The organism is Bacillus nitroreducens, assembly GCF_964021195.1.
On sequence record NZ_CAXHYI020000003.1, the window covers coordinates 1,875,778 to 1,898,221 of the forward strand.

At 37.6% G+C, this 22,444-nt stretch carries 23 protein-coding genes; 20 read left to right on the plus strand and 3 right to left on the minus strand.

What is annotated here, in order from left to right:
- The first annotated feature begins 44 nt into the window (after positions 1–44).
- The 4 genes from ACWPVE_RS12870 (at position 45) to ACWPVE_RS12885 (ending at position 3,264) form a co-directional block, all read left to right on the plus strand.
- Positions 45–836: a hypothetical protein gene (locus ACWPVE_RS12870; RefSeq protein ID WP_453993925.1), complete on the plus strand. Its 792-nt coding sequence runs from the start codon at positions 45–47 to the stop codon at positions 834–836.
- Positions 837–977: 141 nt separating this feature from the next.
- Positions 978–1,811, plus strand: coding sequence for an amino acid ABC transporter substrate-binding protein (locus tag ACWPVE_RS12875; protein WP_453993927.1), 834 nt, complete (start codon positions 978–980; stop codon positions 1,809–1,811).
- Complete coding sequence (locus ACWPVE_RS12880; protein ID WP_453997516.1) at positions 1,795–2,499, plus strand: amino acid ABC transporter permease; 705 nt, start codon at positions 1,795–1,797, stop codon at positions 2,497–2,499. The genes ACWPVE_RS12875 and ACWPVE_RS12880 overlap by 17 nt, the downstream gene beginning before the upstream one ends.
- A 12-nt stretch (positions 2,500–2,511) precedes the next feature.
- On the plus strand, positions 2,512–3,264 hold the full coding sequence (locus tag ACWPVE_RS12885; protein ID WP_453993929.1) for an amino acid ABC transporter ATP-binding protein: 753 nt from the start codon (positions 2,512–2,514) through the stop codon (positions 3,262–3,264).
- An 88-nt stretch (positions 3,265–3,352) separates the two neighbouring features.
- Here ACWPVE_RS12885 and ACWPVE_RS12890 read toward each other — a convergent pair whose 3' ends face one another.
- A complete protein-coding gene (locus ACWPVE_RS12890; RefSeq protein WP_453993931.1) occupies positions 3,353–5,131 on the minus strand; it encodes an L-lactate permease in 1,779 nt (592 codons plus the stop codon).
- Between the two features lie 403 nt (positions 5,132–5,534).
- Here ACWPVE_RS12890 and ACWPVE_RS12895 point away from each other — a divergent pair, with 403 nt between their 5' ends.
- The 16 genes from ACWPVE_RS12895 (at position 5,535) to ACWPVE_RS12970 (ending at position 20,818) form a co-directional block, all read left to right on the plus strand.
- Entirely contained in the window at positions 5,535–6,257 is a 723-nt protein-coding gene (locus ACWPVE_RS12895; RefSeq protein WP_453993933.1) for a FadR/GntR family transcriptional regulator, read from the plus strand.
- A gap of 95 nt (positions 6,258–6,352) precedes the next feature.
- On the plus strand, positions 6,353–7,072 hold the full coding sequence (locus ACWPVE_RS12900) for a (Fe-S)-binding protein (protein WP_453993935.1): 720 nt from the start codon (positions 6,353–6,355) through the stop codon (positions 7,070–7,072).
- A 13-nt stretch (positions 7,073–7,085) separates the two neighbouring features.
- Entirely contained in the window at positions 7,086–8,513 is a 1,428-nt protein-coding gene (locus tag ACWPVE_RS12905) for a LutB/LldF family L-lactate oxidation iron-sulfur protein (RefSeq protein WP_453993937.1), read from the plus strand.
- Positions 8,513–9,229 carry a LutC/YkgG family protein gene (locus ACWPVE_RS12910; protein ID WP_453993939.1) on the plus strand — a complete coding sequence of 239 codons (717 nt, stop codon included), beginning with the start codon at positions 8,513–8,515 and terminating at the stop codon, positions 9,227–9,229. The genes ACWPVE_RS12905 and ACWPVE_RS12910 overlap by 1 nt, the downstream gene beginning before the upstream one ends.
- Before the next feature lie 152 nt (positions 9,230–9,381).
- Complete coding sequence (locus ACWPVE_RS12915; protein WP_453993941.1) at positions 9,382–11,118, plus strand: LytS/YhcK type 5TM receptor domain-containing protein; 1,737 nt, start codon at positions 9,382–9,384, stop codon at positions 11,116–11,118.
- The gene (locus tag ACWPVE_RS12920; RefSeq protein ID WP_453993943.1) at positions 11,119–11,850 is read left to right on the plus strand and encodes a LytR/AlgR family response regulator transcription factor; all 732 of its coding nucleotides are present in this window, start codon (positions 11,119–11,121) and stop codon (positions 11,848–11,850) included.
- A gap of 153 nt (positions 11,851–12,003) precedes the next feature.
- Positions 12,004–13,455 (plus strand): carbon starvation CstA family protein, encoded by a 1,452-nt coding sequence (locus tag ACWPVE_RS12925; protein WP_453993945.1) that lies wholly within the window; start codon positions 12,004–12,006, stop codon positions 13,453–13,455.
- A gap of 321 nt (positions 13,456–13,776) precedes the next feature.
- Complete coding sequence (locus ACWPVE_RS12930; protein ID WP_453993947.1) at positions 13,777–14,073, plus strand: HesB/YadR/YfhF family protein; 297 nt, start codon at positions 13,777–13,779, stop codon at positions 14,071–14,073.
- Positions 14,074–14,189: 116 nt separating this feature from the next.
- A complete protein-coding gene (locus ACWPVE_RS12935; RefSeq protein WP_453993949.1) occupies positions 14,190–15,416 on the plus strand; it encodes a DUF438 domain-containing protein in 1,227 nt (408 codons plus the stop codon).
- A gap of 694 nt (positions 15,417–16,110) precedes the next feature.
- The gene (locus ACWPVE_RS12940) at positions 16,111–16,233 is read left to right on the plus strand and encodes a hypothetical protein (protein ID WP_453993951.1); all 123 of its coding nucleotides are present in this window, start codon (positions 16,111–16,113) and stop codon (positions 16,231–16,233) included.
- Positions 16,234–16,345: 112 nt separating this feature from the next.
- Complete coding sequence (locus tag ACWPVE_RS12945; RefSeq protein ID WP_453993953.1) at positions 16,346–16,651, plus strand: hypothetical protein; 306 nt, start codon at positions 16,346–16,348, stop codon at positions 16,649–16,651.
- Positions 16,652–16,683: 32 nt separating this feature from the next.
- On the plus strand, positions 16,684–17,388 hold the full coding sequence (locus ACWPVE_RS12950; protein ID WP_453993955.1) for a response regulator transcription factor: 705 nt from the start codon (positions 16,684–16,686) through the stop codon (positions 17,386–17,388).
- Positions 17,385–18,743: a sensor histidine kinase gene (locus ACWPVE_RS12955; RefSeq protein WP_453993957.1), complete on the plus strand. Its 1,359-nt coding sequence runs from the start codon at positions 17,385–17,387 to the stop codon at positions 18,741–18,743. Before ACWPVE_RS12950 ends, ACWPVE_RS12955 begins: the two co-directional genes overlap by 4 nt.
- Before the next feature lie 58 nt (positions 18,744–18,801).
- Positions 18,802–19,542, plus strand: a complete 741-nt coding sequence (locus ACWPVE_RS12960) for a PepSY domain-containing protein (RefSeq protein ID WP_453993959.1) — start codon at positions 18,802–18,804, stop codon at positions 19,540–19,542.
- 209 nt (positions 19,543–19,751) lie between these two features.
- Positions 19,752–20,267: a PepSY domain-containing protein gene (locus ACWPVE_RS12965; protein WP_453993961.1), complete on the plus strand. Its 516-nt coding sequence runs from the start codon at positions 19,752–19,754 to the stop codon at positions 20,265–20,267.
- A gap of 134 nt (positions 20,268–20,401) precedes the next feature.
- Complete coding sequence (locus ACWPVE_RS12970; protein WP_453993963.1) at positions 20,402–20,818, plus strand: DUF1284 domain-containing protein; 417 nt, start codon at positions 20,402–20,404, stop codon at positions 20,816–20,818.
- Positions 20,819–21,000: 182 nt separating this feature from the next.
- Here ACWPVE_RS12970 and ACWPVE_RS12975 read toward each other — a convergent pair whose 3' ends face one another.
- A complete protein-coding gene (locus tag ACWPVE_RS12975) occupies positions 21,001–21,846 on the minus strand; it encodes a hypothetical protein (RefSeq protein WP_453993965.1) in 846 nt (281 codons plus the stop codon).
- A complete protein-coding gene (locus tag ACWPVE_RS12980; protein ID WP_453997518.1) occupies positions 21,824–22,366 on the minus strand; it encodes an RNA polymerase sigma factor in 543 nt (180 codons plus the stop codon). The genes ACWPVE_RS12975 and ACWPVE_RS12980 overlap by 23 nt, the downstream gene beginning before the upstream one ends.
- Positions 22,367–22,444: the final 78 nt, after the last annotated feature.

The window sequence follows — 22,444 nt, forward strand, 5'->3', positions numbered from 1 at the left end:
ATAAGAAACGGTTCAATTTAAAAGAAAGAACGGGGGATATTAGATTGATTAAATTAGCTATTAAAAACGATAGTGGAATAATTAAGAAGGAAAGAGAAGGAGAAGAGTTTACCTATCTTGAATTTTTAGAAGAATATCAAGCTGGGGATTCAATTGAAGTATCAATTGATAAACCAGAATCCTATTTGATGGTCCAATTAGATGATGCTTTGGCACCATCTTTAATCTATGTAAAGGGAACAGAATGGAAGTATGAAGTACCAATGGATGAGAAACTTCGTCGAGCATATTCACCAAAGGTATTCTCAGGAAACAAGCATTATGCATGGGTTCGTTATGCATCATCAGAGGAAATCAACGCATATCAAAATCTTGCACTAAATCCACATGATCAGAAGCAAGCAAGTGGCGCGTATCCACATGCAGAAGCGAATGTAGAAACTCGAAATGATTCTACCTTTTTTGCTCGAAATGCAATTGATGGGATGGTAGCTAATGAAGATCATGGTTCATACCCATACCAATCATGGGGGATCAATCAACAAAAAGATGCAGCACTTACAATTGAATTCGGTCGAATTGTAGAAATTGATCAGGTTGCAATCGTACTTCGTTGTGATTTTCCTCATGATAGCTACTGGACACAAGCTACTTTAGAGTTCTCTGATGGTTCTGAGGAAATTGTGGCATTGGACAAAGTATTTGCTCGACAATATTTCGAAATTGAAAAACGTAAAGTAGAGTGGGTACGTTTTAAGGACTTAATAAAAGCAGAGGATGAATCACCATTTCCTGCATTAACGGAGCTCGAAATATTCGGCCGAAATGTTCATTAACTCAAATAAAGCAAATTAAAGAAGGGCTGTCCATTACGACAGTTCTTTTTTTGTCCCTTCAAGAAAGTGAATGAGAAAAGGCGAACTTGTAAAATCTACTACTAAGTAGAAACGCATATTTCATTTACAGGGGGTATTTTTATGAAAAAACGAATGTATTTATTTTTTATCATGATTGTTTGTGCTTTTGTTCTAGCTGGTTGCGGTGGAAATGATGGGGATAATAATGCTGGCAACGATGAGAACAACAAAGATACAAAACAAACTGGCTCTTTATTTGATGAAATAAAGGAAAAAGGTGTGTTAACGGTTGGAACGGAAGGAACGTATGCCCCATTTACGTTTCACAATGACGAAGATGTATTGACTGGCTATGATGTAGAAGTAATTAAAGAAGTAGCTAAGCGCATGGATCTCGAAGTGGAATTTATGGAAACACAATGGGACTCTATGTTTGCTGGACTTAATGCAAAGCGTTTTGATCTAATCGCGAATCAAGTTGGTATTAATGATGAGCGCAAAGCTAATTATGATTTTTCTGAGCCATATACGTATTCCTCAGCTGTACTTGTAGTCGCGAAAGATAATAATGATATTACATCATTTGAAGAGTTAAAGGGTAGAAAAGCCGCACAGTCCTTAACAAGTAATTACGGAGCTATTGCCAAAGAAAATGGGGCTGAGATTGTTGGTGTAGAAGGACTCGCGCAGTCCATTGAACTAATAAAACAAGGGCGTGCTGAAGCTACCGCTAATGATAAATTGGCTGTATTAGATTATATTAAATCTCAGGGTGACGAAAGTATCAAAATCGTTGCAGAGTCTGATGATGTTTCCGCGATGGCTTTTACATTTAATAAAGGAAACGATGAATTAGTTGCAGCAATAAATGAACAATTAGCAGCCATGAGAGAAGATGGTACTCTAACAAAACTCGCAGAAGAGTGGTTTGGTGAAGATGTTTCTAGACAATAATCTACTGCTTACGATTACTGCGAATATGGAGGGGTGGGAGTTAATTATTAATTCCTTGCCCTCCATGCTATCGGGAGCAATCCAATATACAATCCCACTCACGCTCATATCCTTTATTGGCGGGCTTATCCTTGCATTGATTACAGCTATGTCTCGATTATCTAAGTCAAGGATCATCCAGGCTCCCGCCATTATCTATGTTTCGGCTATTCGTGGAACTCCATTGCTTGTTCAACTATTTATTATTTTTTATGGACTCCCAAATCTCGGGATAAACATTGATCCCTTCCCAAGTGCAACCATCGCCTTTATTTTAAATGTGGGTGCCTATGCATCAGAAATCATTCGGGCATCTATATTATCGATACCAAAAGGCCAATGGGAAGCGGCATTTACAATCGGTATGACAAGGTGGACAGCCTTGCGACGTATAATCCTTCCACAAGCAGCAAGGGTCTCTGTTCCCCCGTTATCCAATTCATTTATCAGTTTGGTTAAGGATACATCACTAGCATCTCTAGTATTGGTGGCCGAATTATTCCGTAAGGCTCAGGAAATCGCAGCAAGGACGTATGACTTTCTCCTCTTATATGTGGAAGCAGCGTTAATATATTGGGTGATTTGCTTCATCTTATCACTTGCTCAGGAAGTGTTAGAAAGAAAATTAAGTCGTCATATTGCAAGATAAAGGGGGGAGGATATGTATTTAACTGTTAAGGGTTTGGCGAAGTCTTTTGGTAGAAATGAAGTATTAAAAAATATTGATCTTGAAATTAAAAAAGGGGAAGTCGTATCAATCATTGGGCCTTCAGGATCGGGGAAAACAACGATGCTCCGTTGCTTTAATGGACTTGAACAACCTGACAAAGGAGTCTTTAATTTTGGAGATGGATTTACACTTAATTTTGAAGAAATGACAAAAAAACAGGAAATCCTTCGGTTGAGTCGAAAATCAGGGATGGTGTTTCAATCTTATAACCTGTTTCCACATAAAACAGCTCTACAAAATGTAATGGAAGGTCCAGTGATTGTTCAAAAACGGAAAAAGTCAGAAGCAAAGAGGGAAGCGGAAGAGTTACTTAAGAAGGTGGGGTTGGGGGATAAGATGGATTTATATCCTCACCAACTTTCAGGAGGACAGCAACAGCGGGTAGGAATTGCAAGGGCTTTAGCTTTAAAACCAGAACTCCTCTTATTTGATGAGCCCACTTCGGCACTAGATCCCGAACTCATTGGAGAAGTTTTAAAGGTCATGAAGGATTTGGCCCATGAAAACTGGACAATGCTTATAGTGACACACGAAATCCAATTTGCAGGTGAAATTTCAGATAAGGTCCTTTTTATGGATGGAGGGTATGTCATCGAGCAAGGAAAGCCAGACGAAGTGCTAAAACATCCAAGGGAAGAGCGAACCAAGCAGTTCTTAAAACGGATTTTAAATCCCACAAAATGATGAGTGATGAAACGCAACGCTAAATGAAGCGTTGCGTTTCTATGCGCCCAAAAAACTGGCTAAGCTAAGAGCTAAGCCAGTTCGGACTTTACATTTTTGCAGAAGTCGGAGGTAATGTCATGTTTGCGCGTTTGTTATTTGTTGCAATAACATATACTGCTGCTACTGCTATGAGGACTGCAATATACGATCCGATATTGAATAATCCTTTTTGTGAATACCATACAATTGAGTATCCAACTGATCCTGCCAGAAGGGCATAATAGAAGAATGGTAATAGCGTTTTACGAATGACAGACCCTTCTTTTCCAACAAGGCCAACTACAGCTGAAGCAGCAACAACATTATGAACACATATCATGTTTCCAGCTGCTCCACCGACAGCCTGAAGTGCAACGATCCAAGTCGCATCAACCCCAATTTGGGAGCCAACATCATATTGGAATAAAGAGAACATCATATTACTTACAGTATTACTTCCCGCAATAAAGGCACCTAGGCCACCAATAAATGTTGCGAAGAACGGCCAGAATTCACCTGCTAATGCTGCTGCACCATTTGCTAGTTCAATTGGCATCTGATCATAGCCAGCAGATCCCCCACTAGTATTAATAAAAACTTGTACCATTGGAACTGTGAAAATTAAGGCTGTAGAAGCAGCCACAGTTGTTTTCCCAGAATCAGCCCAAGCCTTCTTGTAAGAACTTACATTCATTCCATGTAAGAAATAGGTGATAATTGAAACCAAAATTAATATCGTACCAGGTAAATAAAGAGGCTGGAAGCTAGCCGTAATTCCAGAGTCAAAAATATTTTCAAACTTTACAGTCCAGGACTGTAGCCAACCCATGAAAGGAAGCGTTTTCAATCTAGTTAATACTAAAAATACCCCAACTAAAACATAAGGAGTCCATGCGCGCATCATACTCATGCTCCCGCTTTTATGTGCAACCGCATTGATCTCAATTTTACCAGTCCAATCAGGATCCCATTTGGATTTTTCCTCAAAGTCCCAAATTTCTTCCTTAGACGGCATAAGGAACCCTTTTTTAGCTGCAGTTACAACGATTGCCAATCCAACTAAACCACCAACCATTGAAGGGAATTCAGGTCCTAGCACATTGGCAACAATTACATATGGAATTGTCATTGCAAAAGAAGCAAATAAGGCAAACTTCCAAACTTTTATTCCTTCAGTAAACGATTTGTTCTTTCCGAAAAATCTTGTCATTAAAGCAACTACAAATAATGGAATTAATGTACCGGCGATCATATGCAGAATAGCTACTTGTCCTGCAATTTGTGAGACTGTTTCTACAATATTGTCTGCTAGACTCGCATTGCCTGATAAACCAGTTCCTACACCAACAAGCATAGGAGTACCCACTGCACCAAATGAGACTGGAGTACTTTGTATCACCATACCAGCAATTACCGCAGCCATAGCTGGAAAACCCAAACCAACTAAAAGTGGCACTGCAACTGCAGCTGGTGTACCAAACCCGGAAGCGCCTTCAATAAATGAACCAAAAAGCCAAGCTATAATAATAACTTGAATTCGGCGGTCTGGCGAAATATCCGTAAATCCTTGGCGAATTGTCATTAATCCACCACTTTCCTGAAGCGTGTTCAGGAGTAGGATTGCACCAAAAATAATGAAGAGAAGTGTACCAGCGACAACTAAACCATTAATTGAGGCAGCAGCAACTTGAGCTCCAGGCACCTTCCAAACTAATAGTGCGAGGACAACTGCTACAAGATACGAAATAGGCATTGCCTTACTTGCAGGCCATCTCAGTCCAACAAGGAACACTGCAACTGCAATAATCGGCAATAATGATAAAAAAGCTAACATTCCAGTACTCATTAACTACATTTCCCCCTTTTTTCGTAATATTCATAATATAAGGTCATCAGATGACTTCAAGATATATTATATTTTCAGAAAATAGAAAAATCAACCAATTTTTGAAATTATTTTGTTAAATTAAAATATTAGTAATCTTCTGTTCTAATATTAACACTTTCATACCTGGCACTTCTACATGATTTTCATAAGATTTATATGATAGGGTAATATCTTATTTAGATAAATTGTAGAATTAGATTAATCAAGCATTAAACGATGAAATGGCTATATTTTAAGTTATAGTCTTGTTTATGTTTATATAGTCTAGATTCTCTTAAAATCATCATTACATTTTACATATTTCTATTTTGATCAAATACAAGTATAATCAAATCGAAAACATCTTTACGGAGGACCGACCATGGAATACAAAAAAATCAAAACAAAAAAAATTTATGAAGAAGTTGCCGATGCATTACAGGATGCAATTCGTTCTGGAGCGCTAAAACCTGGAACAAAACTTGAATCCGTACAACAACTTGCAGAAAGTTTTCAGGTCGGACGATCCGCAATCCGTGAAGCATTAACTGCACTTAAAGCCATGGGCTTAATTGAAATGCGACAAGGTGAAGGTACGTATGTAAAGGAATTCCAAGCAGAAGATCTCACATTTTCGTTAGCAACAGCAATGTTAATGGATCAACAAGATGTTATGGATCTTCTTGAAGTACGTAAAATTATCGAAACAGGTGCTGCCGCAACAGCAGCGGAAAAACATACTCCTGATGATATGAAAAAAATAGAAGAAGCGCTGAACGGGATGAAGGAAGCAGTAGGTAATAAAGAACTTGGTGAAGCATCTGATTTACAGTTCCATCTCGCAATTGCAGAAGCTACCCAAAATCAAATGTTAACGAATTTATTATTAAACGTTTCAGATCTCATGCAAGAAACAATGAAAGAAACACGTAGAATCACTCTATTTTCTGAGGAAAAAACAACCGAGCGCTTATATAATGAACATCTAGCGATTTATGAAGCGATAGTAGCGAGAGATGAAGTTGCAGCACGAAACGCAATGCTCATACATCTTAATAATGTAGAGGAAACGCTAGGTGAATTTTTTAAAAAATCTAGAAAATAACCTTTCTAAACCTATGAAAAAGTAGTAACATAGGTTTTAATAGTTAGGTCATCAGATGACCTGTTAACTATTTTGAGAAAAGGGGGAAGGTCAAAATGAAAGTCACTCTATTTGCGACCTGCTTGGTTGATATGTTTCAAACAAATGTTGGCAAAGCAACCGTTGAACTATTAGAACATCTCGGCTGTGAAGTGGAGTTCCCAGAAAATCAAGTGTGCTGCGGACAGCCTGCCTATAATAGTGGATATGTTGAAGAAACGAAAAAAGCGATGAAAAAAATGATAGATACTTTTGAAAGCGCTGAATATATTGTTTGTCCATCTGGATCATGTGCAAACATGTTTCATGAATACAAAGATATTTTTAAAGGCGATGCAGTCTGGGAACCAAAAGCGATTAAGTTAGCAAAAAAAACATATGAACTAACTCAGTTTATTGTTGAGGTTTTAGGAATTACGGATGTTGGTTCAACTTTTAAAGGGAAAGTAACCTATCATACATCTTGCCATATGACTAGATTACTTGGAGTGAAGGAACCACCTGTTAACCTACTAACAAATATTGATGGTGTTGAATTTGTAGAACTTCCTGGTAAGGAAAATTGCTGTGGATTCGGTGGTACATTCTCAGTAAAAATGGGACAAATCTCTGAAAAAATGGTGGATGAAAAAGTACAATGTGTGGAAACAACAGAAGCGGACTATCTCATCGGGGCTGACGCAGGTTGCCTTATGAATATAGGCGGAAGAATGAACAGACTTGGTAAACCAATTGAAGTATTACATATTGCTGAGGTTCTAAACTATAGAAAGTAAGGGGGGAGAATAAGTGGCGTTAAAAACTAGTAATGAAAAATTTAAGACTCGCGTTGAAAAGGAAGTTCAAAATAGTTTTATGAGAGGTGCGGTTTCAAAAGCACAAGAGACCATTCAAGGAAGAAAGCAAATGGTTACTGATGAGTTAGGAAATTGGGAAGAATGGCGCAATCATGGAGAAGAGATTCGGCAACACGTCCTTGAAAACCTTGATTATTATCTCTATCAATTAAGCGAGCAGGTTTCAAATCGAGGAGGACATGTTTTCTTTGCGCAAACAGCAGAGGAAGCAAGTACCTATATCAGTGACCTTGCTAGAAAGAAAGATGTTAAAAATATCGTCAAAGCAAAATCCATGGTTACTGAAGAAATAAGCTTAAACCAAAAGTTAGAGGAAGTGGGATGTCGCGTTATTGAAACGGATCTTGGTGAATACATCCTGCAAATGGATGATCATGATCCACCATCGCATATCGTTGTACCAGCCTTACATAAAAATAAAGAACAGATTCGTGATGTCTTCGCGAATAAAATGGATTATAAGAATTCAGAAAAACCTGAGGAACTTGCATTATTTGCAAGAGAATCATTACGACAAGAGTTTTTACAAGCGGATATGGGAATTACGGGATGTAATTTCGCGGTTGCCGAAACAGGTTCTATTACACTCGTAACAAATGAAGGAAATGCTGATCTTGTCGCTGCACTTCCGAAAACACAGGTTGTTGTGATGGGAATGGAGCGCTTGGTTCCAACCTTTGAGGAAATGGAAGTATTGGTTGGAATGTTGACAAGAAGTGCTGTAGGTCAAAAATTAACAAGCTATATTACGACATTTACTGGACCACGTGGTAGTGATGAAGTAGATGGGCCAGAAGACTTCCATCTAGTCATCGTTGATAACGGGCGTTCCGATATTCTCGGGACTGAATTTCAATCTGTTTTGCAATGTATTCGTTGCGCAGCATGTATCAATGTTTGTCCTGTATATCGCCATGTTGGTGGTCATTCCTATGGATCGATCTATCCTGGACCGATCGGGGTCGTGCTAACTCCATTGCTAGATGGATACGATGACCATAAGGAGTTACCATATGCTTCCACCCTTTGTGGAGCTTGTACAGACGCGTGTCCTGTAAAGATACCACTTCATCAGTTAATTCATAAACATCGTGAAGTAATCGTGGAAAGGGAAGGTCGTGCTCCAGTTTCAGAAAAACTATTAATGAAAGCATTTGGATTTGGTGCAGCATCACCATCTTTATATCAAATGGGTTCAAAACTAGCACCAACCCTTACAAAACCAATTTCAAATGGTGACAAAATTACAAAAGGAGTCGGTATGCTAAAGGAATGGACGGATGTACGTGACTTCCCTGCCCCAAATAAAGAGAGATTTAGAGATTGGTTTAAAAATCGTGAAAAAGGGGGCGAAGAGTAATGAAAGGAACGATTCAAAATCGCGATGCCTTCCTTAATCAAATTGCGAACCAACTTGGTCGAAAACGAAAAACTAGTTTGCAACCACCAGTTTGGAAATATAGTCCACAGGATGAAGTGTTGAAAGGTGCAACTGTTGATGAACTTGTTGAAGTTTTAAAACTTCAATGTACCAAAATTCATACCGAACTTATCATATCTACAAAGGCAACACTAGTAGAAGACCTCCAGAAAAAAATAGTAGAATTCGGGAATGGCCCAATTATCACCTGGAAGGACGAACGCTTTGAGCAATTTGGTATCCAACCTTTATTGGGAGAAAAGCTTTCTTTTGAACAAGAAGAGGTATTTGAATGGAACCCTCACTTAGGAAAAGACAATATTGTAAAAGCTGAGCAAGCTAATATTGGAATTACGATTAGTGAAATTACCTTAGCCGAGTCTGGCACCGTTGTGTTATATAGCGGACCTACTCGTGGAAGAACAATCAGCTTCTTGCCAACTCACTCGATTGTTATTGTCCCAAAAAGTACAATTGTCCCAAGGATGACACAAGCAGCAAAGATCATTCGTGAAAAAGTTATAGGCGGAGAGCAGATTCCTTCTGCCATTAACTTCATTACAGGACCGAGTAACTCAGCTGATATTGAGATGAACCTTGTGGTTGGGGTACATGGACCAGTAAAGGCTGTATATGTTTTAGTGGAAGATTTATAGAGATAACTAATCTTCAACCCCCATCAAAAATACTTCCCAGTATCACAAAAGTCTTGATACAATAGGGACAAAGGAACAGATATAGTGTTCCTAAAATCCCTATTAACTGGGGAAATGGAGATTATTCTTTTGACCCCAAAAGGAGCATGCCTATGTTCGTACTTCTAATCACGATGCTTGAGCGATTAGGGATTATTGTTGCAATCGCTTTTATATTGACGAGGTTGAAGTTTTTTAGAGGAATGATCTATCAGGATGAATTGAACCGTTGGCAGAAGCTTGTTGCGATTGTCTTTTTTGGTTTTTTTGGAATTATTGGTACGTACACTGGGTTAAGTCTTAACACTGAAAGCCTTCAATTCGATAAGTGGGTTGCTGTTTTAGCCAATGAAGAGGCGATAGCAAACTCAAGAGTGATAGGTGTTGTACTAGCTGGTTTACTCGGTGGCTACAGAGTGGGATTAGGTGCGGGCCTTATCGCGGGTATACACCGTTTTACGTTAGGTGGATTTACGGCCTTTTCCTGTGGATTTGCTTCCATTATTGCAGGCTTTATTTCTGGTTACTTTTATAAGAAAAATAAGCATGTCAAATTGAGCACTGCTTTTATCATTGCAGCCTCGGCGGAGGCGTTACAAATGCTCATTATCTTACTTTTCTCACGCCCTTTTGAAAGAGCGTGGGCCTTGGTCGAAATCATTGGGATACCCATGATCGTTGCAAATGGCCTTGGCTGTGTCGTTTTTATGATGATTATTAATAGTGTAATTAATGAAGGAGAACGAGTGGGTGCTGTTCAAGCCCAAAAAACACTTCGAATTGCTGATAAAACACTTGCTTATTTACGGAACGGTTTGAATCGCCAAACAGCTGAAGCAGTCTGCCATATTATTCAAGATGAAATCCAAGCAACAGCTGTGTCGATGACAAACACAAATGAAATTTTAGCACATGTTGGTCTTGGTGATGATCATCATCGATCCCAAATGCCCATCCAAACGCAAATCACACAGGAAGTCATCCAAAATGGAAAAGTTATAATCGCAAACAAGAAGCTAATTCAATGTCGAGATGAGAATTGTCCACTTGGTGCAGCTGTTATTGCTCCTCTAAAACGTAGAGACGAAATAATCGGGACGTTAAAATTCTACTTTCGCTCTGAGAAAGAAATTACGCCTGTTGTCACAGAACTTATTTCAGGGTTGAGTTCTCTTTTAAGTAATCAACTTGAAATCGCGGAAGCAGATAAAGCATTTCAACTTGCAAAGGATGCCGAAATCAAAGTACTACAAGCTCAAATCAGTCCACATTTTCTGTTTAATACACTAAATACGATTCTTTCGTTAGTCAGAAGAGATCCAGCGAAAGCAAGAAAACTACTTGTATCATTATCACATTTCTTACGCCAAAATCTATCAGTGACGACACAAAGTGTCACGACACTGGAACAAGAGTTAAAACAGGTTAGAGCTTATTTAGAAATTGAAGAAACTAGATTTGTTGATAAATTAAAGGTATTTTATAACGTAGAAGAAGCTGCACTGTATCAGCATATTCCTCCTCTAACGCTACAACCAATTGTTGAAAATGCCATCAAGCATGGGATGAAGAATCAGGACGGCGAATTTCAAGTGTTGATTTCGATTCAAAAAATGGCGGACTCTGTTTTTGTGAGTATCTCGGATAATGGGATGGGAATGAGTGCGGATCGTGCTATGAAAATCGGGCTTACTCCAATTAGTTCTGAAAAAGGCAGTGGTGTTGCTTTATATAATGTCAATCGTAGACTCACGATGCTATTTGGTGAAAAGTCTGCTCTAACCATTAAAAGCGAAGTTAATAAAGGAACGGAAATCACATTTTCAATCCCACTAACGGAGGCTATATAAATGGAAACAAAAATTAAAACACTAATTGTAGATGATGAATTATATAGTCGTGATGAATTATCACATCTTTTAGAGTCATATCCATCCATTCAAAAAGTGGGGGAAGCAGATTCAGGGGAGGCAGCCATATTAAAAGCAATCCAACTACAGCCTGATGTTGTTTTTTTAGATATAGAAATGCCAAAGGCTAATGGGATGGAAGTTGCAAAAGCTCTCTTAGAATTAAAAAAACCACCACTTATTGTGTTTGCTACCGCATACCCAGAGTTTGCCGTAGAAGCGTTCCGTTTCAATGCAATCGACTATTTATTAAAACCATTTGATGAGGAACAACTTGAGGAAACGGTAAAGCGAATCGAAAAGCATTTCCATACTCCTGAGGAAAAAGAGAAAGGGAAACAAACTGGAAAGTTGGCTGTTGAGTCGGGTGGTGAGATTATCTATCTCGATCCAAACGATATTTTATACATTGTTAGAGAGGAAAAATTAACAAAGCTTATTACAAGAATAGGAGAGTTTGACTCTAAAATACAGCTGAAGGATTTAGAAAGTAGACTTGAAACATTCGGTTTCTTCCGAATCCATAAAAGCTTCCTTGTCAATTTAAAATATGTAACTCGCCTCACCCCTTGGTTTAATGGTGCCTATCAATTAGAAATTGAAGGAAGAGAGGAACAACTGTCGGTTAGCCGAAACTATGTAAAAGCGTTAAGAGCCAATCTGGAAATTTAATAATTGTCTTTATGCATGATAGTTCATAAATTTGACACGTTATTGTCAAATTTCGACCTTTTAATCTTAAAACCCCCTATTGTCCTACTAAAATACTATAATACATGTAAACGCATTCATTTATATTAATAAAGGGATAAGGGGGATATAGATATGATTACATTTTTAGTGAGTATTGCATTGCTGGTCATTGGATACTTTACGTATGGAAAATATGTTGAAAAAGTATTCGGGGTTAAGGAAGAACGACCTACACCCGCATATGTAAATGCTGATGGTGTTGACTACATTCCAATGAGCACAAAGAAGAACTCCATGATTCAGTTACTGAATATTGCAGGTACTGGACCTGTTTTCGGGCCAATAATGGGAGCGCTTTACGGACCGGTTGCATTCATTTGGATTGTTGTTGGCTGTATTTTCGCAGGTGCGGTTCATGATTATTTAACTGGAATGATTTCTATTCGCAACAAAGGGGCACATTTACCAGAGCTTGCTACCAAATTTTTAGGTAAAGCTATGAAGCACGTGGTTAATGCATTTGCAGTTTTACTTCTATTATTAGTTGGAACCGTTTTCGTTTCGACGCCAGCTAGTCTTTTAAATCTATTACTTGATGGAAAAGTAGCTTTAGGAATTCTAATTGCAGCGATATTTGTTTATTATATTTTGGCTACTCTATTACCAGTTGATAAAATTATTGGACGCCTTTATCCATGGTTTGGAGCAATCCTTTTAATTAGTGCAGTTGGAATTGGTATTGGGTTAATCGTGAAGGGAGCGCCTATTCCAGAGCTTTCATTATCAAATTTCCATCCTGATAATGCGCCAATCTTCCCGTTATTATTCTTTACGATCACTTGTGGTGCTTTATCTGGATTCCATGCTACACAAACACCAATTATTTCTCGTACAACACAAAAAGAAAAACAAGGTCGTAAAATTTTCTACGGTATGATGATTGCAGAAGGTATTATCGCAATGATTTGGGCAGCAGCAGCAATGAGCTTGTTCGATGGGTACGGTGGTCTGCAAGAACTTCTTGCAGCTGGTGGACCAGGAGCAATCGTAAGTGAAGTTTCAACCTTAATGTTAGGTGCTATTGGTGGAACTTTAGCTGTACTTGGAGTTATTGTATTACCGATTACATCTGGTGATACAGCATTCCGTAGTGCACGTATGATAATCGCTGAATATTTGAATATGGCTCAAAAGAAAATTTCAAGTCGCTTATGGATTGCTATTCCTTTATTCGCAATCTCAGTCGTTCTTACTCAAATCGATTTCAATATTCTTTGGAGATACTTTAGTTGGGCAAACCAAGCAACTGCAGTAATCGCATTGTTTGTAGGGGCAATGTATTTATATATTGCGAAAAAGAACTACTGGATTTCACTTATTCCAGGAACGTTTATGTTAACAATGGTTATTACGTATATCTTGAATGCTCAGATTGGATTCCGTTTACCTATGGATATTGCATGGTACGGTGGATTTGCAGGTACTGTAATCTTACTAGTTCTATTCTTCCGACAAGCGAAGAAAGCACGTGCGGCAAACCTACCGCTTGAAGAAGATATTTCTAATTATAACAGGGTGGCCTAAATGGGATGCTGTAGCCCCGAATATCGAAAAATAGTCGAGGAGCAAGAGCACAAGGTCAATCAAAGTAGGAACAACAAGATACCTATTTGGGGTAAAGTTGTGAGTATAGCCATTGTGGTGTGTGCAACCATCCTGTTTGTTCTACTATAAAAAATGTTACAAGTGCACGCAGTCGATCATGATTGTGTGCACTTGTTGCGTTTTCACAAAAAGTTCAGTACTTTACGTTTCTCTTCTTCTTGAAACTTTAGTAGTATTAAGCTAATAAAGTCCAAATTTTTCGCGTACAATATCAGAAGGACAATTGGGAGGTACGTTATAATGGAAATGACAATAAGCGATGCTGCTGTGAAATGGTTTAAAGAAGATGTAAGTGTAAAAAATGGGGATACTGTTCGATTTTATCCGATGTTCTATGGATCGAGTCCCGTGCAAGAAAAATATTCATTAGCATTCTCAACACATGATGAACCCATTCAAATTCATACAAGCCATAAAATCGAAGATATTGAATTTTATGTTGAAGAGGATGACGTCTGGTTCTTTAATGGTCATAACCTAATTGTTGATTATAATCCTGATAAAGATGAATTGGAGTATCAATACCCAAAACCATAAGCTCACATTTGTGAGCTTTATTTATTTTTTGATGTGATAAGCATCACGAACCTTTTTCTCAAACTATGCTAATTTCAAGATAATAATCGTTTTTCACATAAGAAAGGAGAATTTGTGTGAGTGAACTTATCAATAATCGTGAAAAAAATATAATCCATGACAAGGAAAGAGAGTCTCTTATCAAACAAAGCTTTTTGGAGCTACGTCAGGGGAAATCGGTAGAAGAAATCAAATCCAAATTAGTTGAAAAAATTGGCTATATTACGATAGAAGAGGTGACAAAGCTGCAGCATGTGATGGTGCAAGAGGAGAACATTCAACCACATGAAGCAACGGAAATTCGTTCAAGACATCGGGAAATTTTTAAGGAGCTAATACAAGAAAGTAGGACAATTTTTCCAGAGGATCAACCAGGGCATCCTGTACATACATTTAAGCTTGAAAATAGGGAGCTTGAAAAACATGTAAATGAAAAAGTACTGAAACATTTACAAGCTTTTGAACAGGCTGATCATGAAGAGAATCGGTTAAAATTACTTGAAGATTGCAATCTCTTATTGGATATTGGTAAGCATTATGAGCGTAAGGAACAACTTCTTTTTCGATACTTAGAAAAGTACGGCATTTATGGACCAACGAATATGATGTGGAAAATTGATGACTTTATCCGAGATGCCATTAAGGAAGCTAAAAAATTATTATCAAATTACAATGGCGACAAACAGTCAGTGATTGAGGTGGTCAACTTTTTCAGTGAACAGATTCATGAAATGATTTATCGTGAAGAAAATATCCTGTTCCCAATGTCAGTAAATCATTTAACTGAGGATGAATGGTTAAAAATTGCGCATGAAAGTGATGAAATCGGGTTTTGTTTGATTTCACCCAATGATTGGAAGCCAAAAAGAAGTATAATAGAGGATGACCAGGTTGCCACTAATGGCTTTATAAAAATGGAAACGGGCCTCTTGTCCCTAAAACAGTTAGAATTAATGTTAAATCATTTACCAGTTGACATTACGTTTATTGATAAAGACGATGTTGTTCGATATTTTTCAAAAGGAAAAGAGCGTATTTTTGCAAGAACAAAGGCTGTTATTGGTAGAACCGTACAAAATTGTCATCCACCAAGGAGTGTTCATATTGTAGAGGATTTACTCGATGACTTTAAAGCAGGAAGAAAAGATGTCGAAGATTTTTGGATCAATACAAAAGGAAAATATGTGTATATCCGATATTTTGCCGTTCGTGATGAAACGGGCGAATATATTGGCACAATGGAATTCTCTCAAAACATTGCCCCAATCCAGAAAATCGAAGGAGAAAAAAGGATTTTATCATAGAAACGAAAAAAATGCTGATGAAAAAGGAGGCAGCTGAAAAACTTACGTTTTTTATAGGTGATTAAATTGATAAATCAAAAAAGACGACTAAAATTCATTTTTTGAATTAAAAGTCGTCTTTTTTATGCATATGATACCATTTTACCCTGGGTTATTACCCTAATAGTTTTAAAATCCGCTTTATATTTACTGTAAATATCGCCATGGCACCTTGTAATTCCATGCCAATTAGACCCGAGGATTTCGCTACATCATACCCGTGTCTGTGTTTTAATTCGCTATTTAGTATTAAATCAAATGTACATACTGAACAGATGGAATTTCAGGAAAGCGACTATTTTAAAGATAAATCCAAAGAGCGTTATAAAATAGAAGCTAAAGGTATTATTTTCTCAAATTCAGAGAAAATAATACCTTGTTAACTAATGTTGATTGGAGCGGAAGGCACGAGACTCCTGCGGGAAAAGCGTGGCCAGGGGAGACCCCGCAGGAGCACAGCGACGAGGAGGCTCCCGGACCGCTCGCGGAAAGCGAGTGGCTGCAGCGGAAATCAACACCAATTTTTAGAAAGGGACTTTTTCAGTGCCCTCTGAAAAAGTCAGCATTTTTTTATTGTCTAGGTTGGGCGAAATCCCAACCGAAAACCAACACCTTGAATAGGATAGTAACGACAATGAATGAGGAGGTGTTGGTTTTGGCAGATATAAATGAAAGAGAAACACATGAAGAACAACAGGAATCTCAGCGAATGGATGTGTGGGAGTTCTTTTGGGGGAGAAGACCAAGGGCTGAAGAGGAAGAAATTGAGGAAGAGTAGTATAACACTGAATATTTAATAAAATAGGTCGCATGGATTCTTTTCATCCATGTGATCTTTCATTACACTTAAAGTATGGCATAATGAGAGCAAGGTAAACGGGAGGACTTGTATGAAGGAAAAACAAATCGACATTTTGCTGAATTATGAAGCATATGCAGTTACTATAGCTTGCTGCTTGCGATTGTTTCCTTGTTATTCCTTCAGGGTTAGTTACCTTTACAAAAACGTAAGTGTAGCGAGTTTCGCTGTATTCCTTACTGCAAGTACACGTGGTAGAATACCTTCCATACTCATCGAAGTAACTCGTTATAATGTGACAGCTTGGACAAAGGAGGGTAAAATCATTCTAACAATCGCTTCCATTGTTGGAATTTTTTATATTCAGGTTAAACTGATAAAAAACAAAAATACATAGAATAGTACATAGAAATGAGGTACGCATTAGAGATGGAGAAAAATCGTATATTAATTGTAGAAGATGAGGAGAAAATCGCTAGGATTTTAGAGCTCGAATTGACTTACGAGGGCTATGAAACTGGGAAAGCATTTGATGGCAGTACAGGTTTACAAATGTTCCAAGAGGAAGCGTGGGATTTGGTTCTTCTTGATATTATGTTACCAGGACTTAGTGGGATTGAGGTATTACGAAGAATTCGTGTAACAAACGCGACAACCCCAGTTATTCTCTTGACCGCAAAAGACTCTGTTGAAGATAAGGTGTCTGGTCTTGATTTAGGTGCAAGTGATTATGTGACAAAGCCATTTCAAATTGAAGAATTACTGGCAAGAATCCGAGTGGCATTACGAAATAATCAAACTCAGACAATAACTAGCACTGGACAAGTAGGTGAATGGCTAGAGATTGGTGATTTAAAACTGAATGAAAGTACACGTGAAGTCATTCGCAGTGAAGATTCCATTGAGCTTACACCTCGTGAATTCGAGTTGCTCGCCTATTTAATGAAACATCAACAACAAGTACTAAATCGTGAGCAATTATTAAATGCCGTTTGGGGCTATGATTATTATGGGGACACAAATATAGTCGATGTGTATATCAGGTACCTCCGAAATAAAATGGATAAGCCGTATGATGTACCCTTAATACACACAGTTCGTGGTGTGGGCTATTGTCTAAAGGAATCGAAATGAAACTAAGAAAAAAGATCAATCTATTTACAGCTGTTTTGTTCATCGTCTTGTTGATCCTCATTAATATTGCGTCTTATTTTACGTTTAGACATCTGATGTTTCAAAATGAATTAGATAGAACACAAGCGCAAAGTATACGAGCATTAAATGGTATATCTGAATCGGTTAATACCATTCCTGCACAGACCTTGCTTAGTACATATACACCTATTAACGGTATGCTAAAGGTCGTACACTCGGATGGAAGTGGAGGACCGCTGTCATTTGCTCCAGAACAGAAAGAGCTAAAGGACTTTCCATCAACTTATCAAAAGACGGAAAGTAAAAAAATCATTGAATATAATGGCAAACCATATGCTTTTATTTCATTGCCAATGATTTGGCAAAATGGAGAAATTGCTGAGCTACAGATTGTCGATGACCTTTCACAGACAGCCGCAAATTTAAGGACATTAAGTCTAGTTTTACTCGCTGTTACCCTGATAGCAACGATACCTGTAGTCGTATCGACTAGAGTACTGAGTAATGTCATTACACAACCGATCACAGCAATGATCCAAACGATGAGGGACATTCGAAAAAGTGGTCAATATAAGCGAATTGAATTATCAAGTGAATCAAACGATGAATTGTATGAAATGGGTCTAACCTTTAATGAAATGATGGATCTATTGGAAGTGAACTATGAAAAACAAGAGAACTTTGTTTCGAATGCTTCACATGAATTAAAAACACCATTAACGGTTATTGATTCCTATGCAAGCCTATTAAAACGAAGGGGTCAGACAGATCCGAAGCTTTTTCATGAAGCAGTAGATGCAATACAATCTGAGGCGATTCATATGAGAGAATTAACTCAGCAGCTGCTTTTAATGGCAAAACATGAAGAACAATGGAAACTAGAAATCGAGAACATATCGTTACTTCAACTTGTTGACGAGTCGGTGACGTCATTCCGTGAAGGGTATAAACGAGAAATCTCCGTAATAGTAGAAGAAGAGTCCATAGTCAATACAGATAAGCAGAAGCTTAAACAGGTTTTTTATATAATGATGGAAAATGCTTTGAAATACAGTGAAAAACCTGTAATTGTGGTCATTGGTCGAGAACGGAATAGACCAAGCATTAAAATCATAGACCAAGGAATTGGGATTCCAGAACAAGATGTTGGAAAAGTGTTTGACCGCTTTTACCGAGTAGATAAAGCACGAGCAAGAAAAACAGGGGGCTATGGCCTGGGACTTTCGCTAGCTAAAGAATTAGCAGATGCGATCGGAGTGAATCTATTTCTTGAAAGTATAGAAGGGGAAGGAACAACAGCCAATATACTGCTACCTATTGAAGAATCTCATTAAATTCTCATAAATAGCAGGTATAATTGTTACAAAAATGGATGGAGTGTGAGAGAGTGCAATGAAAAAAAAGACCCTTCGCAATAGTCTATTCACTGTAGCGGGCATATTAATCGCAACTATTGTCATCTGGCAATTAACTAAGACCTTTACATCTGCCGAACCTCTTACAGAGAGTGATGCCATAAACCTCGTTGAAAAAATGTATAACGGGAAAAACACGGAAATCCAACGGATAGGCGATATTTATAAAATCAAATTTGAAATTGACTCAGGCGTTTATGAAATCGATGTTAGCCAAAAAACGGGTGATGTGACTAATCTCACTCAGATATCCAAAAAATCTCAAGAAAAAACAGAATCTGAAATACGGGAAATAGTAGCAAATGAAGAGGCAGGAGAAATCCAAACCATTGAAAAGAAAGAAGAACAAGATCAAAGCTATTATTATGTAACTGCCATAAAAGGCGATACAGAAGCCACATATAAATTACAAACAACAACTGGTAAAATTGTGGATGTTGTCGAAAGAAAGAAGGTGGCAGATAATCCACCTGAACCAAGTAAACAAGAGCCTGAAACACCAAAGACACCAACACAAACTACTCAACGTATATCAGAACAACAGGCAATTGAGATTGCTTTGAAGGTTGTACCAGGAGAAGTAGATGATGTTGAACTCGAAGAAGAAGCGGGCCACCTCTACTATTTTATTGAAATTGAAGATGCTCAAGATGAAGAATATACTGTGCAAGTTCATTCAATCTCAGGTGAAGTTAAATCGGTATATTCTGAAGACTAATAGTTGTCAACAGTCCCTCGTATGATAGATGCGGAGGACCGTTTTTTTAATAAACAGTTCAAATTCGTTTGGCTAAAGCTAAATTATCATAGGATGCTTCATTATTAGAAAACCTCACCCGTTTCTCATCAAATTCTCATTTTCTTTTCTGAGTTTCCTCATTTTCATTGTCTAAGATAAAGATAGATCAAATAAAGGAGGAAACAAACATGAAGAAAAAACTTGTCGTACTAGGAATTGTTGGGGCGGTCGTATTAGGTGGAGCAGCAGGAGTAGGAGCTTTTGCTAAAGAAGCAAGTGTTCCATTTTCAAAAGCAGAAGAAATTGCCATCCAAGAGGTAAAAGGATCTCAAGTAGAAGAGATTGAACTTGACCGTGAAAATGGAGAGCTCATTTATGAGGTTGAACTTAGAGGTACACATGATGATGATATAGATGTAAAAGTAAATGCAACTACAGGTGAAGTGATAAAAGTAGACGATGATCGCGATGACGATGATACTCGAATTGCGTCTACTAAAAATGTGAAAATCTCAAAAGAACAGGCAATACAAATTGCCAAAAATGACACACCAGGTACAATCACAGAGATTGAATTAGATGATGATCTTCACTATGATATTGAAATGAAGCATGAAGGCAAAGAAATCGAGTTTGAAATTTCTGCAGTCGATGGAACCATTTTAGAGAAGGAAATCGACGATGACCATGATGATAGAGACTAATTTTATGTGAAAATGAGGCCAGGACGTAACCTGACCTCATTTTTTTATTTTAATAAAAGAAAGGATAAGGTAAAATATATGTAAACTTCAATCGTTACTAAGTTTACGGAAAAAACAAGCTAGGGAGGGCGATCATGTACAAGTTACGCGGCCACCATCTTTTTTGTCTATTGGGGTATCGAGGAATGGGATATTCCCTTGAATATGTTGAAAATATGACGATTGTACACCAAACATTGCGACAGAATCCGAAAACTCTCATTCAGATTGTAAAAGGACCAGATCATTTATGTGAAAAATACCCGAATACGGGCGAATACCATTGTCAAAATACTTCCATTTATGAGAGGGACGCAAAGATTCTAGAACAAATGGGCCTTCGAATCGGGCAAATTGTAAGATGGGAAGAGATTGAAACTAGAATCAAACAGAACGTAGTTCCATCAGATATTCAAACAGTTTGTGAATCATGTTCATGGCGTTCGTACGGGGTATGCGAAGAAGGAATACAGGAGATTTTAGATGGAAAAGGCTTAAGAGAAGTTAATTAAAACTGTTTAGAAAAGTATTTGTAAAAAAATACCTTAAAATATAAATGATCTACTAAAGGATAATTCCTATAGAAAGTGCTCAGTGCAAACATTGAGCACTTTTCTATTCTATTGGTTTATAGTCATGGTATCTGTTAGCACATCAAAGCAGTTATGAGTAAAGCATTAGTATGGTAAAGTCATCATTGAACATGAAGCGATTTTCTTAAGTCTTTTAAGATGGGGTACATGCCATCTCCACCTTCTTCTGGGAATTGGAATGTAATGATTAGTACATGTTCATCTACCTCATAGGCAATAAAACCTTTCACTGGATAGTGTCCAAAGAATTGCATTTTTCCCTTCAAGTGATTTTCTTCTACTGGTGTGTTTTCTAATGCAAAGCTTTCTTCATACCCTTCTGTTTTAAACCTTTGTTGCAGGTTTGAAACAGCTTTTTCGAGATTGGTGTGCTCGACCATTTCTAATCTTATTTTATATTCATCATTAAGGTATGAATAAATGATTTGGTTTTCGCTCACCACAGGAGCACCGAATACCTCATCCAATTGATAAATTAAACCATAGGGTCGTATGTGATAATTAATCACTTTCACTTCCTGTTCCATACCTTCAACTTGTCTACTTACTGTTTCAGTAGCTCCTGACTGGATTACCAGTTTTGTTTCATTATCTGCTAGTCCATTTGAACCTGACTGGCTTTTATCATTTTCGGTAGATTCTTTTTCCTGGATATTTTTCTCATTGATGCTTTGATTCTCATGATTACCTAACTGGCTTTCTTCACTTTGTTTCAAGATACTATCAGATAAAAAATGAAAGATAAAAAATAATAAAACAACCATCGCTCCAATACTTAACATATATCTAAATCCTGAGGATACCTTCATTTTATGATGTTCACGATTCATCGAAAATAAGATTTTAGTTTCAAGTTTCTTTTTTCTAGCATCTTTCCAAATGATATCATGATCTAATTGTTTTAGCTGTTCATCCACGTTAGACTTATCCTTTGATTGATTTTTCATTCAAATATCCCTCCTTTAACAATTCCTTTTCTAAAGCGGGAATAGCTCGATAAAGTGTCGTTTTAACCTTACCTTCTGACCAATTCAAAATTTCACAAGTCTCCCTAGTACTAAACTCTTTTATTTTCCTGAGAATGATGACCTCGCGATAGGAGGGCTTTAACCTGCTTAATGCCTTATATAGCTCGATTGAACTTTCCTTAATTTCCACAATATCTTCTGGCAATGGAGTGGTGTCCTTTGTTGATTGAAACAATTCTTGAAAAATCTTTATTGGTTTTTGTTTTCTGAGGTAATCTACTGTGAGATTATGTGCGATACTGAATAACCAAGTACTTGGTTTTGCCCTTTTTTGAAAGGAATGATGCTTTTTATATGCTTTTATAAAAGTATCATGGGTCAGATCTTCGGCTTGTTGATAGTCGTTAATCATCATCAAGATATACTTAAATATTGCATCACTATAAAGTTGATACCAATCCGTAATATCCTCCTTCGTGTTGTCTGGCAAAAAACTCACCCTTCCCTGCATTTCTTTTGTTATCCTTAAGACGTAATACAAAACTTAAAGTCACAGCCTTATTACTAATTAAACAGA

Excerpts from the sequence above, each read along its gene's own strand:
- ACWPVE_RS12890 (WP_453993931.1), bottom strand. The coding sequence starts at position 5,131 with ATGAGTACTGGAATGTTAGCTTTTTTATCATTATTGCCGATTATTGCA.
- ACWPVE_RS12955 (WP_453993957.1), top strand. The coding sequence starts at position 17,385 with ATGAAACTAAGAAAAAAGATCAATCTATTTACAGCTGTTTTGTTCATC.
- ACWPVE_RS12930 (WP_453993947.1), top strand. The coding sequence starts at position 13,777 with ATGGAAATGACAATAAGCGATGCTGCTGTGAAATGGTTTAAAGAAGAT.
- ACWPVE_RS12970 (WP_453993963.1), top strand. The coding sequence starts at position 20,402 with ATGTACAAGTTACGCGGCCACCATCTTTTTTGTCTATTGGGGTATCGA.
- ACWPVE_RS12910 (WP_453993939.1), top strand. The coding sequence starts at position 8,513 with ATGAAAGGAACGATTCAAAATCGCGATGCCTTCCTTAATCAAATTGCG.
- ACWPVE_RS12950 (WP_453993955.1), top strand. The coding sequence starts at position 16,684 with ATGGAGAAAAATCGTATATTAATTGTAGAAGATGAGGAGAAAATCGCT.
- ACWPVE_RS12915 (WP_453993941.1), top strand. The coding sequence starts at position 9,382 with ATGTTCGTACTTCTAATCACGATGCTTGAGCGATTAGGGATTATTGTT.
- ACWPVE_RS12900 (WP_453993935.1), top strand. The coding sequence starts at position 6,353 with ATGAAAGTCACTCTATTTGCGACCTGCTTGGTTGATATGTTTCAAACA.
- ACWPVE_RS12965 (WP_453993961.1), top strand. The coding sequence starts at position 19,752 with ATGAAGAAAAAACTTGTCGTACTAGGAATTGTTGGGGCGGTCGTATTA.
- ACWPVE_RS12925 (WP_453993945.1), top strand. The coding sequence starts at position 12,004 with ATGATTACATTTTTAGTGAGTATTGCATTGCTGGTCATTGGATACTTT.
- ACWPVE_RS12945 (WP_453993953.1), top strand. The coding sequence starts at position 16,346 with ATGAAGGAAAAACAAATCGACATTTTGCTGAATTATGAAGCATATGCA.
- ACWPVE_RS12895 (WP_453993933.1), top strand. The coding sequence starts at position 5,535 with ATGGAATACAAAAAAATCAAAACAAAAAAAATTTATGAAGAAGTTGCC.
- ACWPVE_RS12885 (WP_453993929.1), top strand. The coding sequence starts at position 2,512 with ATGTATTTAACTGTTAAGGGTTTGGCGAAGTCTTTTGGTAGAAATGAA.
- ACWPVE_RS12880 (WP_453997516.1), top strand. The coding sequence starts at position 1,795 with ATGTTTCTAGACAATAATCTACTGCTTACGATTACTGCGAATATGGAG.
- ACWPVE_RS12960 (WP_453993959.1), top strand. The coding sequence starts at position 18,802 with ATGAAAAAAAAGACCCTTCGCAATAGTCTATTCACTGTAGCGGGCATA.
- ACWPVE_RS12875 (WP_453993927.1), top strand. The coding sequence starts at position 978 with ATGAAAAAACGAATGTATTTATTTTTTATCATGATTGTTTGTGCTTTT.
- ACWPVE_RS12975 (WP_453993965.1), bottom strand. The coding sequence starts at position 21,846 with ATGAAAAATCAATCAAAGGATAAGTCTAACGTGGATGAACAGCTAAAA.
- ACWPVE_RS12920 (WP_453993943.1), top strand. The coding sequence starts at position 11,119 with ATGGAAACAAAAATTAAAACACTAATTGTAGATGATGAATTATATAGT.